Consider the following 15,505-nt stretch of genomic DNA (forward strand, 5'->3'; position numbering starts at 1 on the left):
CCGAGCCGCGCGACCGGGTGCCGATCTCCGGCCTCCGGCGTACAGCCGGCTCATCTGCCGGGCACGGAGCGTCAGCCGCGATGTGCCGTAGGTGAGAACCCCCCTTTCGAACCGGACACAGAGCCGGGCCGCCCGAGGGCGGGCGGTCCACCGGACGAGAGGGACCGTACTCATGAGTTCTGTACTGCACCCGGCGAGCACGGGTGAGGAACCTTCCACCGGGGCCTCCGTCGGCCCTTCCTCGGGGCCCGGCGCGGCCGTCCGGTACCGTCCGATCTCCTCGCACCTGGCCATCACGCCGCCGGTGAGTGTGGTGATCCCGGCGATGAACGAGGCGGAGAACCTCCCGTACGTCTTCAGAACCCTGCCCGGCTGGATCCACGAGGTGGTGCTCGTGGACGGCCACTCCACGGACTCCACGGTGGAGGTGGCGCGCGGGCTGTGGCCGGGGGTGCGGGTGGTCGGACAGCGCGGCAGGGGCAAGGGGGACGCCCTGATCGCCGGGTTCCGGGCGTGTACCGGCGACATCATCGTGATGGTCGACGCGGACGGCTCGGCCGACGGCGGCGAGATCGTCTCCTATGTGTCCGCGCTGGTCTCCGGCGCGGACTTCGCGAAGGGGTCGCGGTTCGCCAACGGCGGCGGCACCGACGACATGACGTTCGTCCGCAGACTCGGCAACCGCGCGCTGTGCGCGGTCGTGAACCGGAAGTTCGGCGCCCGCTACACCGATCTCTGCTACGGATACAACGCGTTCTGGCGGCACTGCCTCGACCGGATCGACCTGGACTGCACCGGCTTCGAGGTGGAGACCCTGATGAACATCCGGGTCGTCAAGGCGGGGCTCAAGGTGCAGGAGATACCGAGTCACGAGTATCTGCGGATCCACGGCACCAGCAATCTGCGGGCCGTGCGGGACGGGCTGCGGGTGCTGCGGGTGATCCTCAGGGAGCGGTCCAACCGGCGGGCGCTGCGCCGCCGCCCGGGCCGCCCGCGGCTGCTCGACACCGTACCCGGGGAGCTGTCTTGACCGGTCCTCTCGTCTCGGTCGTGGTCTGCGCCTACACCGAGGACCGCTGGGAGGACATCCTCGCCGCGGTCGCCTCGGTGCGGGGGCAGTCCCGCCCCGCCCTGGAGACCCTGCTGGTGATCGACCACAACCCGGCGCTCCTGGAACGGCTGGGCGCGCGGTACAAGGGGACCGCCGGTGTCCGGGTCCTCGCCAACGCGGGCCCCCGGGGACTGTCGGCGGGCCGCAACACCGGGATCGCCGCCGCGCGGGGCGAGGTGATCGCCTTCCTGGACGACGACGCGGTGGCCGAGCGGGACTGGCTGCTGCGCCTCGCCGCGCACTACGCCGACCCGCGGGTGATGGCGGTCGGCGGCCGGACCGAGCCGGTGTGGGCGTCGGGGCGGCGGCCGGTCTGGTTGCCCGAGGAGTTCGACTGGGTGGTGGGCTGCACCTACCGGGGGCAGCCGCGCGGGATCGCCCGGGTGCGCAACGTCCTCGGCGGCAACGCGTCCTTCCGCCGCAGCGCCTTCGACGCGGTGGGCGGCTTCGCGACCGGCATCGGCCGCGACGGCGACCGGCGCCCGCTGGGCTGCGAGGAGACGGAACTGTGCATCCGGCTCGCCCGCGCCCTGCCGGACGCCGTCCTGCTGCTCGACGACCGGGCGGTCATCCACCACCGGGTGCCCGCCCCGCGCGAGCACTTCGCCTACTTCCGCACCCGGGTCTACGCCGAGGGCCTGTCCAAGGCCCTGGTCTCCCGCAGCGTCGGCGCCGCCAAGGGCCTGGAGTCCGAACGCCGGTACGCCACCCGCGTCCTGCCCGCCGCGGTCGCCCGCGGCCTGCGCGACGCCGCCCTGACCCGCCCCGGCGGCGCGGCCCGCGCGGGCGCGGTCGTCGCGGGAGTCCTGACGGCGGCCGGCGGGTACGTCGTGGGGAGCGTACGGGCCCGGCGCGGCGGTACGACGTTCCCGGCGCAACCGGTCGGGACGGGGCGGCCATGACCGACGCGCGGGTGCCGGTGCTGATGTACCACTCGGTGGCCGCCGTGCCCCAGCAGGCGACCCGGCGGTTGTCGGTGTCACCGGAGGCGTTCGAGGCGCAGATGGCGACGGTGGAGGGGCTGGGGATGACACCGATGACGGCCGCCGAACTGGCGGCGCGATGGCGCCGGGGGCGGGCACTGCCGGTACGGCCGGTGCTGATCACCTTCGACGACGGGTACGAGGGGGTGCACCGGCACGCGCTGCCCGTGCTGGCCCGGCACGGCTTCCCGGCCACGCTGTTCGTCACCACCGGCTGGCTGCGCGGCCCCCACGACAACGGCGGCGGCCTCGACACCATGCTCGGCTGGGACCAGGTCCGCGAACTGGCCGCCGCCGGGGTGGAGATCGGCGGCCACAGCCACACCCATCCACAGCTCGACCAGCTCGGCGGCCACGCCCTGCGCACCGAACTGGCCCGCTGCCGGGACCTCGTCGCCGAGGGGCTCGGCACCCCGCCGCGGTCGTTCGCCTACCCGTACGGCCACTCCGACCGCCGGGTCCGCCAGGAGGTGCGGTCCGCCGGCTACGCCCAGGCCCTCGCCGTCGGCAACGCGCTCGCCGAGCGCCGGCAGGGGCCGTACGCGCTGCGCCGGGTGACCGTGCGGCGCCGCACCGACGCCGGGGAGTTCGAGCGGCTCCTCCAGGGCCGCGCGATCGGCCGCGCCTTCGCCAAGGACCGCGCCCTGACCAAGGGGTACGCCCTGGTCCGCCGAGCCCGCCAGGTCCGCCGGAAGGCCACCCGGTCCGGTGGCTGACCCGTCCACGTCCACCGCCACCGAGCCCCACCCGGCCGGGCCCCGCAGCGGGGCGGCGCACCCGGGCGGCCCCGGCGGCAGCCCGCTGTTCCGCAACGCCTACGCGTTGATGCTGAACACCGGGGTCTCCGCCGTGCTCGGCCTCGGCTTCTGGCTCGCCGCCGCCCGCTTCTACGAGGAGTCCGCCGTCGGCCAGGGCTCCGCCGCGATCGCCGCGATGAAGCTGCTCGCCGGGCTGACCGCGTTGACCCTCACCGGCGCGCTGGCCCGCTTCATCCCGGTCGCCGGACACGCCACCGGACGTCTCATCCTCCGGACGTACGCGGGCAGTTCGCTGCTCGTCGCGGTGGCGGCCGGGGCGTTCCTGCTGACCCTGGACCTCTGGGGGCCGTCGTACCGCTTCCTGCACGGGCCGCTGCCCGCGCTCACCTTCGTCGTCGCGGTCGTCGGCTGGAATCTGCTCACCCTCCAGGACGGGGTGCTGACCGGGCTGCGCGGCGCGCCCTGGGTGCCGGTCGGCAACACCGTCTTCTCCGCGGTGAAACTGGGGCTGCTGGTCGCGTTCGCCGCGGCGGTCCCGGTCGCCGGGGTGTTCGTGTCCTGGGTCGCGGCCATCGCCACCTCCGTGCTGCCGCTGGGCTGGCTGGTGTTCCGGCGGCTGGTGCCCCGGCATGTGCGGGCGACCGAGGGACGGGCCGAGCCGCCGACGCCGAGGGAGGTCGGCCGGTTCCTCGCCGGGGACTACACCGGCTCCCTGTTCTCCCTGGCCGTGGTCCATCTCGTCCCGGTGATCGTGGCCGCGCGGGTCGGCGCCGCGGACAACGCGTACTTCTACGTCGCCGTCACCATCGGCGGCACGGTCAATCTCCTCGCCATCAACATGGGCGCCTCGCTGACCGTGGAGGGCTCGCACGACCCGGCCCGGCTCGCCGCCCACACCCGGGCCGCGCTCGGACGCATGGCCCGGATCATGCTGCCGGTCGCCGCCGTCCTCTTCTTCGGCGCCCCCTGGATCCTCGGGGTGTTCGGCGCGGGCTACGCGGAGGCGGCGACACCGCTGCTGCGCTGGTTCGCGGTCGGCGCGGTGCTCCGGGTCGTGATGGAGACGTACTTCGCGGTGCTGCGCGCCCAGAGCCGCACCGCCGGACTGGCCTGGCTCCAGGGTCTGCTGTGCGCGCTGGTGCTCGGGCTGACGCTGCTGCTGCTTCCGCGCATGGGGCTGACCGGTGCCGGGGTCGCCGAGGTCAGCAGCCTCGCGGTGATCGTGGCCATCGCCGCGCCCAGGCTGTACCGCACGGTCCGGGCCGCGCCCGCCGCGCCCGCCGCGGTCCCCGACGCCGTGGCGCCCGACGGTGACCTCGCCGACCTCGGGCCGCGTGAGACCGCGCCCGCGGACCGGCCGTCCCGCAGGCGTGGCCCGGCCTGGGCGCTGGACCCGGACACCCTCGCCCTCGGTATCCCGGTCGACTTCGACCATATGGAGCGGCGGCCGGACGTACGGCCCGGACCCGGGACACCGCCGACCGGGGGACCGCCGACCGGGGTGCCGGTGGCGGTGGCGGTGCCGGAGCCGGTTCCTGTGCCGGTCTCTGTGCCTGTGCCGGTTTTTGTGCCGGTGGTACGGACTCCGCCGGCCTGGGCCCGGCGGCCGGAGGGGGGCGGGACGGGCGCCGCTCCGGAGGGCGAGGCTTCAGAGGGTGAAGCGGCGGAACCCGAGCGGCCGACCGCCGCGGAGCCCGAGCGGCGTACGGCCCCGGAACCCGCCCCCGTACCGGCGGCGCCGCCACTTGTGCTCGGCGCTCTGCTGGTCGTCGCCCTGCTGCTGTACTGGGTGCCGGCCGTGCGGCTGGACGAGGCGGATCTGGACCGGATGGGCGGGCTCGGCCTGATCTCCGTGCTGCCGCTGCCCACCCTGGCCGGAGCGGCGCTGCTGGTGGTGGTGTTCGCCGCGCTGCTGTGGCGCGGCCGGGAGCACCGGGCGCTGCTGCTGGTGACGCTGCTCGCCACGGTGGTGTCCCTGCACGCGCTGCCCGCGGTGATCGAGACCGAGCCGCGGTTCGCGACGGCCTGGCAGCATCTGGGCTTCCTGGACCACATCGAGCGGACCGGGTCCGCCGTACCCGATCTGGACGCGCGATGGAGCTGGCCGGGCTTCTTCGCGGTAGCGGCGTTCGTCGCGCAGGCGGGCGGGGTGGGCGACTTCACCGAGGTCATCCGCTGGTGGCCGACGGCGATGCAACTGCTCTACCTGGCCCCGGTGTTCCTGCTCACCCGGTCACTGCAGGCGAGCTGGCGGGCCCGCTGGACCGGTGTCTGGATCTTTGTGCTCAGCGGCTGGGTCGGGCAGGACTACTTCTCGCCGCAGGGCTTCACCTATCTGCTCTACCTGGTGTTCGTGGCGCTGCTGCTGGTGTGGTTCCGCGCCCCGCAGGTCGTCCGGGGCCGGATGCGGCCGGGCGAGGCCGAGGGGGAACCGGTGGACCGGCGGCAGCGCACCGTGCTGCTGCTGGTGGTGATCGGGCTGTTCGCGGTGAGCGTCCCGGCGCACCAGCTGACCCCGTTCGTGATGCTGGGCGTGCTCACGGTGCTGGTGCTGGCCGGCCGGTCCGAGCCGCGCGGGCTGCCGCTGCTGGGCACGGTGATGGTCACGGCCTGGATCGGCTTCCTCGGCGAGCCGTACTGGTCGGGGCACTTCGACGAGCTGTTCGGCGGGGTCGGGGGCGTCGGCGGCAATGTCTCCTCGTCGGTCTCCGGCCGGATCGAGGGCGGCGACGCGACTCATCGGCTGGTGCTGTACACCCGGGTGCTGCTGGCGGGCGGGGTCATGGCCCTGGCCTGCTGGGGCTGGTGGCGCCGCCGTCTCCACCGCTACCGCGAGCGCTCGCTGCCGATCCTCGCCCTCGTCCCGTTCCTCGGCTTCGGAATGCAGTCGTACGGCGGTGAGATGGCGCTGCGGGTCTTCCTGTTCGCGCTGCCCGGCGCGGCCCTGCTCGCCGCGCTCGCCCTGTTCCCGCGTGTCGGCACCGCCACCGAGGAGCGCGATCGGGAGCGGGACCGGGACCGGGACCGGATGAGCCTTGGCCCGTCGGCGGCGTTGCTGGTGGGGCTGGTGCTCATGGGCGGGTTCCTGGTGGCGCGCTGGGGCAACGAGCCGTTCGAACGGGTGCGGCCCGGGGAGGTCGCCGCGATGGAGTATGTGTACGCGCACGACGATCCGACGGTACGGCTGCTGTGGCTGAGCGACGACACCGAGGAGAACGTGACCCCGGCTCTGCCGTGGGGGGCGCGGGACATGGAGAAGGTGAGCTATGTGCCGACGCTCGCGCCGACCGACCCGGTGCTGGTGTCGGGGCTGGTCAAGGCGTTGAAGGACGCGGGGCCGAACTCGTATCTGATGGTCAGCCGGAGCCAGTCGACCTATCTGACGATGGACGCGGGGTACGGGGCGGACTGGGAGCGGCGGCTGCTCCGGAACCTGGACGAGCGGCCCGAGCTGACGACACCGTTCGCCAACGGGGAGGTGTCGATCTACGCGCTGCGCGACCGGCCGGCCGGGGCGGTGCCCGAGGCGGAGCCCGGTCCGGTCGGGCCGCGGGTGACCTGGACGCGGTGGTCGGTGGTCGGGGGGTTCGCGGCGGTGGTGCTGATCGTGCTGCTGACGGTGCGTGAGGTGGTCCGGGTGGCGACGCGGCCCGGTCCGCGGCAGTCGGGGTGGCTCCAGGGCAGCTTCTGGTTCTCGCTGCCGCTGCTGGCGGTGTTCTTCGCGTCGCTGGTGCAGCGGTTTCTCACGATGAAGTAGGCCGGTCGCCGTTCGGGGCGGGGAGTGCGGGTGCGTGGGTGCGGGTGGGGGTGAGTGGGTGCGGGGGGCGGGTGCGGGGGGGCTGGTTGCGGAGTTCCCCGCGCCCCTTCAGGAGGTCGGTCGGTTCGTGGGGGTGAGTCGGCGTACCTCGTAGGCGTCCAGGCGGAGCCGTTCGCCGTCGACCCGGACGGTGACCGGCCGGTCCCGGGTGCTGACGACGAGGGTGGTGCGGTCGGAGGCGAGGACGCGTACGTCGGCCCGGTCGCCCTCGGCGACGGACACCTCCCGGTACCGGGTGCCGGGCGGGAAGGCGGCGCTGAACCAGGAGAGGAGCCTTCCCATCGGCAGTTCGCGTCCGCCGTCGGGAGTGTCGGTCGGGGACCAGAGGCAGCCGGCGCAGTCGGGGCCGCTCTCGTTCTGCGGGTTCCAGTAGAAGCCGGAGCCGGCGCCGCCCTCAGCCATGGCCATCAGTCCGGCCGCCTGGACGGCGACCCGGTGCGGCTCGGACCAGCCGGTGCGGTCGTCGTCGCCGTCGGCGGGTTCGACGTAGTACTCGGCCCACCACAGCGGCAGGTCCCCGGTCCGCGCGCGCACCCACTCGCCCACGGCGGTGAACTTGTCGGTGGCGGTGAACTCGTCCGGGAGCAGTTCGTCGTCCTTGGTGTAGCTGGAGCCGTCCACGACGACGAAGTCGGCGCCCGCCTTGTGCGTGTTCCAGTAGGTGAAGGCGTCGAGGACCCGCCGGTCCAGGGCGCCCCAGGGGCCCCGGAGGGAGGTGGAGGCGAGGTCGGTCCGCCGGGGGTCGACACTGTCCATCACGAGGTAGGGCCCGCCCACCATGAGGGTCTCGTCCACTTCTTTCAGCGCGTTGTACACCTTGTTGTACAGCTCGGTGTAGCCCTCCTGGTCCCAGCGGCCCTCGGCGTCGTTCCAGAATCCCTTGAACTCGTTCCAGACGACGAAGTGGCGTACGTCGGGATAGCGGCGGGCGACGGTCGCGGCGAGGGCGGCGAAGTCGTCGTAGTGCGCGGGGTCGGGGGCGGTCTCCAGGGCGGCCCGGCTCCAGTCGGTGGTGCCGGGCTCGCCGCCCTTCATCCAGTCGGGCGCGCAGCACAGGGTGATCACCGGGGTGGCGCCGGTGGCGCGGGCGAAGTCGATGCGGCGGTCCAGGGCGGCGAAGTCGTACCGTCCCTTCGCCGGCTCGGGGTTGTCGGCGCCCCAGCCCATGATGTGCTGGTTCTGCGGGAGGGCGGCGCCGGTGCCGGTGCCGGTGCCGGTGCCGGTGCCGGTGCCGGTGCCGGTGTCAGTATCGGTATCGGTATCGGTATCGGTACGCGGGCCGGTTCCGGTGAGGCGTTCCTCGACCCGTGCGACGGCCTCGGGGCTGCCCGCGTCGGCGCTGAACTGGGTGTGGGTGAAGCCCCAGCCGACGTCGGGGCCGGTCCTCGCCGGGGTCGCGGGGGTGCCGTGGACCCGGTCGCCGTCGGGGGTGGTGCCGGCCGGGGAGCCGTCGCCGGGAAGGGTGTTGAGCAGGGTCACGACCAGGGCGATCGCCACGGCCGCCACGCCGAGCAGTGCGGTGAGCCGCCACCGCCCCACCCCTGAGAGCCACCCATGACGTCCCATCGGGGGCAACAGTAACGGGGGGACCGACGGGTGGAAACCGCGTGCGCGCGGGGCGCGGGTGCCCGATCATGGCGGCATGTCCGCTCTTCCGCACGACGTCCCGCCGCTCCGGCTCAACGTCGACGACTCCGACTCCCCGTCGGACGTCGTCGATCTGCTGTTCCTCGGCCGTTTCGCGACGGGCGAGCAGCCGTACGCCCGCGCCGCGAACATCGAGCGCGTACGGCCCGGGGCGACCCTGATGCCCCAGGGCGCCCGCGTGCTGCGCGAGTCCCGTGACGACGACCGCAGCGCCACCCTGGTCGAGGGCGAGGGCTGGACGCTGCTGATCTCCCGCTGGAACCGGGGCGCCGATGTCACGGTCACCGCGACCAGCGCCGAACTGGCCGGGAAGGTGCTGGACGAGGCGACCGACGGCGCGGCCGACGAGCCCGAGCCGCAGCCGGAGAACGTGACGATGGGGTTCTGGTACCTGTCGCCGCGGCGCGGCCCGTACCGGACCACCCGGCAGATCGCGGCGGGCACCTGGGACGAGGTGCGGGCCAACTACACCGCGCCGGTGGCGGACGCGATGGACGGTCTGATGAAGACCACCCCGGAGAACATCGCCGGACGGCTGCTCCTGCTGCACGGTCCGCCGGGCACCGGCAAGACATCGGCGCTGCGGACGCTGGCGCGCTCCTGGCGGGACTGGTGTCAGGTGGACTGCGTCCTGGACCCGGAGCGGCTCTTCTCCGACGTCGGCTATCTGATGGACATCGCGATCGGTGAGGAGGACTCCACGGGCAAGGGCCGCTGGCGGCTGCTGCTCCTGGAGGACTGCGACGAACTGATCCGCGGCGAGGCCAAGCACACGGCGGGACAGGCGCTGTCCCGGCTGCTCAATCTGACGGACGGTCTGCTCGGTCAGGGCCGCAACGTACTGGTGGGGGTCACCACCAACGAGGATCTCGAACGCCTCCACCCCGCCGTGGTCCGTCCGGGCCGCTGTCTCGCCCGGATCGAGGTCGGCCCGCTCACCCGCCCCGAGGCCATCAGCTGGCTCGGCGCGGAGGAGGGCGTCGGCCGGGAGGGCGCGACCCTGGCCGAGCTGTACGCGCTGCGCCGGGGGACGTCCCCGACGGCCCTGCCGGAACCGAGGGGCGGCACGGAGGCGGGGCTGTACCTGTAACCCCGCCCCGCGCCCGACCGCCCCGCCCGGCCGTCACGCCCGCCCCGCCCGACCCTCACGCCCGATCGCCCCGCCCGACCCTCACGCCCGGTAAGCCGCCCGCAGGGCATCCTGTACGGCGGTGAGCGCCTCGGTCTCCGGCACTCCCAGGCGGCGTACCCGCTCCGCGTACGTCTGGGCCGCCGACGCCGCCTCCCGCTGCGCCGCCGAGCCCGCGGCGGCGACGTACGTGCCGTTGCGCCCGCGGGTCTCGATCACTCCATCGGCCTCCAGCGCCCGGTACGCCTTCGCGACGGTGTTCGCCGCGAGGCCCAGGTTCTCGGCGAGCCCCCGCACGGTCGGCAGCCGGTACCCCACCGGCAGTACTCCCGACCGCGCTTGCTCGGAGATCTGCGCCCGCACCTGCTCGTACGGGGGCGCGCTGTCATCGATCCGGATCTTCAAAGTCACACCGCACAGTCTCCCGCACCGGCCCGAAATTCGGAGGCGGCCGGCGGCGCCCCCACGTAGCGTGCGCTCACATGACCGTCATCGTCCGCGACATCCGCCCCGGGGTACGGGCCGACCTGGAGGGTTTCGCCGAGGCCCGCCGCCGTGCCCTGCCCCATCTGCTGGTCACCCCGGAGTCGCTGCTCCACGATCTGGACCGCAGCCGCCCCGACGCCCACGTGCGGCTGCTGGTCGCGGAGCGGGACGGCGAGATCATCGGCACCGCGCAGACGGGTCTGGCCCTGGACAGCCCCGAACCCGGCCAGGGCTACCTCGATGTGTACGTCGCCCCGGACCGCACCGGCCACGGCGCCGGATCGCTCCTGGTCCGCACGGGCGAGGACCATCTGGCGACCAGCGGCGCGACCCAGGTCTTCTCCTGGGTCCTGGACAAGCCGGAGCACCGGGCCTTCGCCGAGCGTCACGGCTACACCGCCAGCCGTACGGGCCACTTCCTCCGCCTGGACCTGGCGCACGGCACCCTCCCCCCGCTCCCGCCCGTGCCTCCCGGTGTCACCCTGTGCACCGGCGCCGACTTCGCCGACGACCCCCGCCCGATGTTCGAGCTGGACGCGGAGGCCACGGCCGACGAGCCGGGCGACATCGGCGCCGAGATCACCGACTATCCGGCCTGGGTCGAGGAGACCTGGCGGCACCCGCTGCTGAACCACGCCCTGACCTCCGTCGTCCTGGTCGACGGCGCGCCCGCGGCGTTCAGCGCGGCCAACACCGACGGCCGGGGCCGCTACAGCTCCGCGATGACCGGCACCCGTCGCGCCCACCGCGGCAAGGGCCTGGCCAAGCTCGCCAAGACCGACTCCCTGCACCGGGCGCGCGCGGCCGGCTGCGTCGAGGCGATCACCGGCAACGACGCGGGCAACGGCCCGATGCTCGCGATCAACACCTGGTTCGGCTACCGGATCTGTGCGACGGAGGTCCGCCATGGCCGCGCCCTCGGCTGACCCGACCCGCCCGGTGACCGTCGAGGTCGTCCTGGTCAAGGCGGGCCGTACGAAGATCCGCTACCCGGCCGACCTGCTGGCCGACGACGGGGTACGGATCGTGGTCCGCGCGCCCTGGGCGGGTGACACCACCCGGGACTTCGGCTTCGTACGGTTCGAGTCCGGTGATGTCTTCACCGAGTACTACTGGCGGGACCGCTGGTACGCGGTGAAGGAGGTGCGGGACGCCCGGGGCCGGGTCAAGGGCTGGTACTGCGACATCACCCGTCCGGCCGTACTGGCCGGCGGCGGGTTGACCGTGGAGGATCTGGACTTGGACCTGTGGCGCTCCGCGGACGGCACGGACGTACGGCGGCTGGACGAGGACGAGTTCGCGCAGAGCGGTCTGACCGAGCGGGACCCCGAGGCAGCGGCGGCGGCCGTGGCGGCACTGGACGAACTGGAGTCACTGGCCCGGGGCGGGAACTTCACGGCCCTGCTGGCGTGACACCACCCGCCGGTCACACCCGGCGCTGCCCCTCCCGACACGGCATCCTCTTCGACGGCACCGCCACCCGATGGCACCTCACTCGATGACCTCCCCGACCGACGGCATCCCCTTCCTCCGTCACATGACCGCCACCACCGCGTACCGCTCGTCCGTCACCTCTCTGCCCCACAGCGCGGCGTCGTGCGCGAGCGACTCCGCGCGCAGGTCGGTGGCGACCGGGGCGAGCAGACCGGTCAGCCGCTGGGCCGGGACGCCCGTCGGGCTGACCGTGCCCCACACCCCCTCGACCAGGACCAGCCGGCCGCCCGGCCGCAGCAGCCCGCGCCACTGCCGCAGCACGCGCGCGGGATCGGGCAGCGCCCACAGCACATGCCGGACGAGCACCACGTCGTAGCGCTGCTCGCCGACCGGGGGCGCGGTCGCGTCACCGACGAGGAACGCGGCGTCACGCCCCGCGAGCTTGGCTCTGGCCCGCTCGACCATGGCCGGTGAGCGGTCGACCCCGGTCACCCGGTGGCCCTGTTCGGCGGCGAGCAGGGCCAGACTGCCCGTGCCGCAGCCGAGGTCGAGCAGGTCGCAGGGGCGCTCGGGCAGCCAGGAGCGCAGCCGGACGGCCCAGGCGGCACGCACCTCGGGATCGCGCAGTCCGTGGTCCGGCTCCTCGTCGAAATGCTCGGCCTGCGCGTCCCAGTCGACGCCGCCCGGCACGGCGTCCCGCTCCGTGTGCGACGCCTTCGTACCATCCGCGTTGTTCGTCATGCACCCAGAGTGACACCCGGCACTGACAATCCGACCTCCGCCGCCCCCGGACCGCCGAGCCGGACGGTCGAAGGGCGGCCATGGATGGCCGATGAGGGATCGAGGGACGGTCGAAGGGCGGACGAATCGTGATCCCCGCCACAGACAGACCGGCATCCATGAGGAATTCTCCCCCAAAGGGTCTACCTCCGTGCCGCCACGGAACCCGGTAGGCACTGAAGGAGGCAGCCATGCGCCGCATGACCGTGCAGAAGCCCCTGAAGAAGAGCGACGCCCGACGGGTCCGCGAGGAGCACGAGGAACGCCCCGCGGCCGGCCCCGAAGTGCGCAAGGACATCGCCCGCACCTGGTGGCCGGAGAGCTGACCCGGGCCGGGTCCGCCGGTGCGCTCAGCGCAGCCGCTTGCGGTAGTGGATCCGGTCGTAGGGCCCGTCCACCCGGCGCTCCACGACCTCGTAGCCGAATCTCGGGTAGAGCTTCTGGTTCTCCCACATGAGCGCGTTCGTGTAGAGCCGGACCTCGGGCAGGCCCAGCGCCCGCGCGCGGGCGTCCACGAACTCCAGCAGCCGCCGCCCCGCACCCCGGCCGTGCGCGTCGGGGTGCACGGCGATGCTGTCCAGGAAGAGATGGTCCGCCCGGGCCTCGACGACCACCAGCCCGGCCACCGGTTCCCCGGTCACGAAGACCAGCCCGGCCGCCACCTCCGCCGCGTGGTCCGCCTCCATGGGCTGCGGAATCAGCCCGATCCGGGCGATGTAGTGGTGGTACGCGGCATCCGTCACCGCCTTTACAGCCGGTACGTCGGCGGCCACCGCGGGCCGGATCCGTATGTCGTCCATGGCTCGAACCGTACCTACCTCAGCCCAGTCTGAGCACTCCCTTAAACGCACCATAAGGATGCCCCCTCCCCGTTCCCAGCAGGCGATTTCGCGGTGCCTTGGGGCTAGCTTCTGAGCACCCCCCAACGGGATCAACACGATCCGCCATGTGAACGCAAGGAGCGTCCCCCATGTCCGTTCGCCGCAAGGCCGCAGCCGTCGCCGCCGTCGGTATCGCCCCACTCGCCCTGACCGCGCTGTCCACGGCGCCCGCGTCGGCGCACGGCTCGATGGGCGACCCGGTCAGCCGGGTCTCGCAGTGCTTCGCGGAGGGACCGGAGAACCCCAGGACCGCCGCGTGCAAGGCTGTTGTCGCCGCCGCCGGCACCCAGGCGCTCTACGACTGGAACGGCATCCGCATCGGCAACGCGGACGGCCGCCACCAGCAGCTGATTCCGGACGGCAAGCTGTGCAGCGCCAACGACCCCACCTTCCGCGGCCTGGACCTGGCCCGCTCCGACTGGCCGACGACCGGCGTGAAGGCCGGGTCGTACACCTTCAAGTACCGGGTGACGGCTCCGCACCGGGGCACCTTCAAGGTGTATCTGACCAAGCCGGGCTTCAACCCGTCGAAGGCGCTCGCCTGGGGTGACCTGGATCTGGCCAAGCCGGTCGCGACGGTCACCAACCCGACCGCCTCCGGCGGCTACTACACCTTCCGCGGCACCCTGCCGCAGCGCTCCGGCCAGCATGTGCTGTACGCGGTGTGGCAGCGCTCGGACAGCCCCGAGGCGTTCTACTCCTGCTCGGACGTCGCCTTCGGCGGCGCCAGCGGTGGCGGCTCCGGCAGCACCCCGGCGCCCACCGCGTCCGCCCCCTCCCAGGAGCAGATAGACGCCGGCAACGACAAGTCGACGGTGGAGAACCACGGCCACGGCGACCACGACCCGCAGACGACGTCCGACGCGACCGTCGCGGGTGAAGCGGGTGACGCGGGTGACGCGGGCGCGGGCGGCGGTGAGGACACCTCCTCGGGCAACGAGCCGAAGGCCGCCGAGGCCGCCTCGGCCGAGCCGGTGCGGGACGGCGGCAGCGGCAGCGGCAGCGGCAGCGGCGAGAACCTCGCCGAGACCGGCGGGGACAGCAACACCGCGCTGATCGCCGTGGGCGGCGCGGCGGCACTGGCGCTCGGTTCGGCCGCGCTGTTCGCCTCGGCCCGCCGCCGGGCCACCACGGGCAGCCGCACCGGCGGCTGACCCCACGCGCAGCCCACCCGGGGGCAGGTGGGCGCAGGAGTCCGGGGTCTGACCAGCGGCTCAGGCCGGTCAGGCCCCGGACGTACGTCGTGGGTCGGGCGTCTCAGCTGAACGCCGAGGCGCAGGTGGTGGGCTTGGCCCGGGCCGGATCGAGGGCGTTGGCCACCTCGTGGAAGGCGATCCGGTCGAACAGCCCGATCGCCACGTGCTCGGAGAGATCGACCGGGCACAGGTCCTGGAGCAGCACATTGCGTACGTTCGGCCCGTCCAGGAACTGACTGCGGTACGGCGTGACGACCTGGTCGTACCGGGTGGCGATGACCGTGTACGTCACTCCGGGCACGGTGTCCCCGCCCTCGTTGAGCCGGGTGAGGAAGGGCGAGCCGGCGATCTGGTCGGCGAGGCCGGGGGTGGCGGTGGTGAGCAGGTCCTTGGCGCCGGGGAAGTACGGCAGGAGTCCGGTGAGGCCGGACAGGGTGGTGCCGTGGTTGTCGGGGGCGATGCCGACCAGGGCGTTCACCTCGGCCGCCCCGCCCAGGAACTTGAGGTAGTGACGGGGCATCATGCCGCCCTGCGAGTGGCCCACGACGTCGACCTCTCCGGCGCCGGTCGCGGCGAGCACCTTGTCGACGAATCCGTCCAGTTGCTCCGCCGACCTGCCGATGGGGCCGAGGCCGTGGAAGAACGGCACTCCGGGGAGTTGGCCGTAGTCGAGGGAGAAGACGCAGTAGCCGCGCCGGGTCAGATACGGGGCGAGGCCCAGCCAGTTGTCGACGGAGTTGCCGAATGTGCCGTGCACCAGGACGACGGGGCGGGGATGGGCGGCGGAGGGTGTGCAGGAGTAGTCGTTCCAGCCGCTGCTCGGCGCGGCCGGGGCCTGCGGGGCGGCGGTGGCCGTGGCGGTGGGGGCGAGGGCGAGCGCACCGGTCAGCAGCAGTGCGGTCAGCGGTCTGAGCAGGCGTTTCCAGGGCAGCATCGGGTGATCTCCTTGCGGCTCAAGGGAGGTACGGCGATCTGACGCCCTGTGATCCGGATCACGGGATGCTGTTCACTCGTCAAGTTACGGACGAGTAATTCAAGAGGGAAGTTACGGGTCGGTAAAACCTCGCAGCGCTCGACGACACCGATCGGCGCATGGGCGACGCCGGTCCCGGCGGACGGGCACCGGGTGGGCCGCATCGGTCCGCCCGGCGCGATCCGCAGCAGCCGAGGTGCGGGCGCGGAGGCACCCGCGCACAGCCTTCGCACCCCACCCCGGAGATCGAATCGCACAAACATTCGACACTGGTCTATGGTGAGAGAACCAGCCTGGTGAGACGGATGTG

14 protein-coding genes are annotated in these 15,505 nt (G+C 73.2%); 9 read left to right on the forward strand and 5 right to left on the reverse strand.

The window, feature by feature from the left end; translation table 11 throughout:
• Nucleotides 1-172: 172 nt before the first annotated feature.
• The 4 genes from ACIQNG_RS23005 to ACIQNG_RS23020 are packed head-to-tail and all read left to right on the forward strand — an operon-like array spanning nt 173 to nt 6,609.
• Complete coding sequence (locus ACIQNG_RS23005) at nt 173-1,030, forward strand: glycosyltransferase family 2 protein (protein ID WP_401487382.1); 858 nt, start codon at nt 173-175, stop codon at nt 1,028-1,030.
• Nucleotides 1,027-2,013 carry a glycosyltransferase family 2 protein gene (locus ACIQNG_RS23010; RefSeq protein ID WP_401487384.1) on the forward strand — a complete coding sequence of 329 codons (987 nt, stop codon included), beginning with the start codon at nt 1,027-1,029 and terminating at the stop codon, nt 2,011-2,013. Before ACIQNG_RS23005 ends, ACIQNG_RS23010 begins: the two co-directional genes overlap by 4 nt.
• A complete protein-coding gene (locus ACIQNG_RS23015) occupies nt 2,010-2,810 on the forward strand; it encodes a polysaccharide deacetylase family protein (protein WP_401487386.1) in 801 nt (266 codons plus the stop codon). The genes ACIQNG_RS23010 and ACIQNG_RS23015 overlap by 4 nt, the downstream gene beginning before the upstream one ends.
• Nucleotides 2,803-6,609 carry a lipopolysaccharide biosynthesis protein gene (locus ACIQNG_RS23020; protein WP_401487388.1) on the forward strand — a complete coding sequence of 1,269 codons (3,807 nt, stop codon included), beginning with the start codon at nt 2,803-2,805 and terminating at the stop codon, nt 6,607-6,609. Before ACIQNG_RS23015 ends, ACIQNG_RS23020 begins: the two co-directional genes overlap by 8 nt.
• A gap of 108 nt (nt 6,610-6,717) precedes the next feature.
• On the opposite strand, the gene ACIQNG_RS23025 is transcribed toward ACIQNG_RS23020, so the two are convergent.
• Entirely contained in the window at nt 6,718-8,235 is a 1,518-nt protein-coding gene (locus ACIQNG_RS23025; protein ID WP_401487390.1) for a xylan 1,4-beta-xylosidase, read from the reverse strand.
• A 76-nt stretch (nt 8,236-8,311) separates the two neighbouring features.
• Between ACIQNG_RS23025 and ACIQNG_RS23030 the strand changes: the two genes are divergently transcribed.
• Entirely contained in the window at nt 8,312-9,406 is a 1,095-nt protein-coding gene (locus tag ACIQNG_RS23030) for a DUF5925 domain-containing protein (protein ID WP_401428852.1), read from the forward strand.
• A gap of 81 nt (nt 9,407-9,487) precedes the next feature.
• On the opposite strand, the gene ACIQNG_RS23035 is transcribed toward ACIQNG_RS23030, so the two are convergent.
• A complete protein-coding gene (locus tag ACIQNG_RS23035; RefSeq protein ID WP_401487392.1) occupies nt 9,488-9,856 on the reverse strand; it encodes a GntR family transcriptional regulator in 369 nt (122 codons plus the stop codon).
• A gap of 71 nt (nt 9,857-9,927) precedes the next feature.
• Between ACIQNG_RS23035 and ACIQNG_RS23040 the strand changes: the two genes are divergently transcribed.
• A complete protein-coding gene (locus ACIQNG_RS23040) occupies nt 9,928-10,857 on the forward strand; it encodes a GNAT family N-acetyltransferase (RefSeq protein WP_401487394.1) in 930 nt (309 codons plus the stop codon).
• Complete coding sequence (locus tag ACIQNG_RS23045) at nt 10,838-11,344, forward strand: DUF402 domain-containing protein (protein ID WP_401487396.1); 507 nt, start codon at nt 10,838-10,840, stop codon at nt 11,342-11,344. The genes ACIQNG_RS23040 and ACIQNG_RS23045 overlap by 20 nt, the downstream gene beginning before the upstream one ends.
• A 120-nt stretch (nt 11,345-11,464) precedes the next feature.
• Here ACIQNG_RS23045 and ACIQNG_RS23050 read toward each other — a convergent pair whose 3' ends face one another.
• On the reverse strand, nt 11,465-12,106 hold the full coding sequence (locus tag ACIQNG_RS23050) for a class I SAM-dependent methyltransferase (RefSeq protein ID WP_401487398.1): 642 nt from the start codon (nt 12,104-12,106) through the stop codon (nt 11,465-11,467).
• Nucleotides 12,107-12,336: 230 nt separating this feature from the next.
• Between ACIQNG_RS23050 and ACIQNG_RS23055 the strand changes: the two genes are divergently transcribed.
• Nucleotides 12,337-12,471: a hypothetical protein gene (locus ACIQNG_RS23055; protein ID WP_401428841.1), complete on the forward strand. Its 135-nt coding sequence runs from the start codon at nt 12,337-12,339 to the stop codon at nt 12,469-12,471.
• 24 nt (nt 12,472-12,495) lie between these two features.
• On the opposite strand, the gene ACIQNG_RS23060 is transcribed toward ACIQNG_RS23055, so the two are convergent.
• Nucleotides 12,496-12,945 carry a GNAT family N-acetyltransferase gene (locus tag ACIQNG_RS23060; RefSeq protein WP_401428839.1) on the reverse strand — a complete coding sequence of 150 codons (450 nt, stop codon included), beginning with the start codon at nt 12,943-12,945 and terminating at the stop codon, nt 12,496-12,498.
• 170 nt (nt 12,946-13,115) lie between these two features.
• Between ACIQNG_RS23060 and ACIQNG_RS23065 the strand changes: the two genes are divergently transcribed.
• Entirely contained in the window at nt 13,116-14,180 is a 1,065-nt protein-coding gene (locus ACIQNG_RS23065; protein WP_401487400.1) for a lytic polysaccharide monooxygenase, read from the forward strand.
• 103 nt (nt 14,181-14,283) lie between these two features.
• On the opposite strand, the gene ACIQNG_RS23070 is transcribed toward ACIQNG_RS23065, so the two are convergent.
• Nucleotides 14,284-15,156 (reverse strand): lipase family alpha/beta hydrolase, encoded by an 873-nt coding sequence (locus tag ACIQNG_RS23070; protein WP_401487402.1) that lies wholly within the window; start codon nt 15,154-15,156, stop codon nt 14,284-14,286.
• Nucleotides 15,157-15,505 lie beyond the last annotated feature (349 nt).

Source organism: Streptomyces sp. NPDC091377, from assembly GCF_044757045.1.
Classification (GTDB): Bacteria; Actinomycetota; Actinomycetes; order Streptomycetales; family Streptomycetaceae; genus Streptomyces.

Excerpts from the sequence above, each read along its gene's own strand:
- ACIQNG_RS23005 (WP_401487382.1), top strand. The coding sequence starts at position 173 with ATGAGTTCTGTACTGCACCCGGCGAGCACGGGTGAGGAACCTTCCACC.
- ACIQNG_RS23015 (WP_401487386.1), top strand. The coding sequence starts at position 2,010 with ATGACCGACGCGCGGGTGCCGGTGCTGATGTACCACTCGGTGGCCGCC.
- ACIQNG_RS23025 (WP_401487390.1), bottom strand. The coding sequence starts at position 8,235 with ATGGGACGTCATGGGTGGCTCTCAGGGGTGGGGCGGTGGCGGCTCACC.
- ACIQNG_RS23030 (WP_401428852.1), top strand. The coding sequence starts at position 8,312 with ATGTCCGCTCTTCCGCACGACGTCCCGCCGCTCCGGCTCAACGTCGAC.
- ACIQNG_RS23040 (WP_401487394.1), top strand. The coding sequence starts at position 9,928 with ATGACCGTCATCGTCCGCGACATCCGCCCCGGGGTACGGGCCGACCTG.
- ACIQNG_RS23045 (WP_401487396.1), top strand. The coding sequence starts at position 10,838 with ATGGCCGCGCCCTCGGCTGACCCGACCCGCCCGGTGACCGTCGAGGTC.
- ACIQNG_RS23050 (WP_401487398.1), bottom strand. The coding sequence starts at position 12,106 with ATGACGAACAACGCGGATGGTACGAAGGCGTCGCACACGGAGCGGGAC.
- ACIQNG_RS23055 (WP_401428841.1), top strand. The coding sequence starts at position 12,337 with ATGCGCCGCATGACCGTGCAGAAGCCCCTGAAGAAGAGCGACGCCCGA.
- ACIQNG_RS23060 (WP_401428839.1), bottom strand. The coding sequence starts at position 12,945 with ATGGACGACATACGGATCCGGCCCGCGGTGGCCGCCGACGTACCGGCT.
- ACIQNG_RS23065 (WP_401487400.1), top strand. The coding sequence starts at position 13,116 with ATGTCCGTTCGCCGCAAGGCCGCAGCCGTCGCCGCCGTCGGTATCGCC.
- ACIQNG_RS23070 (WP_401487402.1), bottom strand. The coding sequence starts at position 15,156 with ATGCTGCCCTGGAAACGCCTGCTCAGACCGCTGACCGCACTGCTGCTG.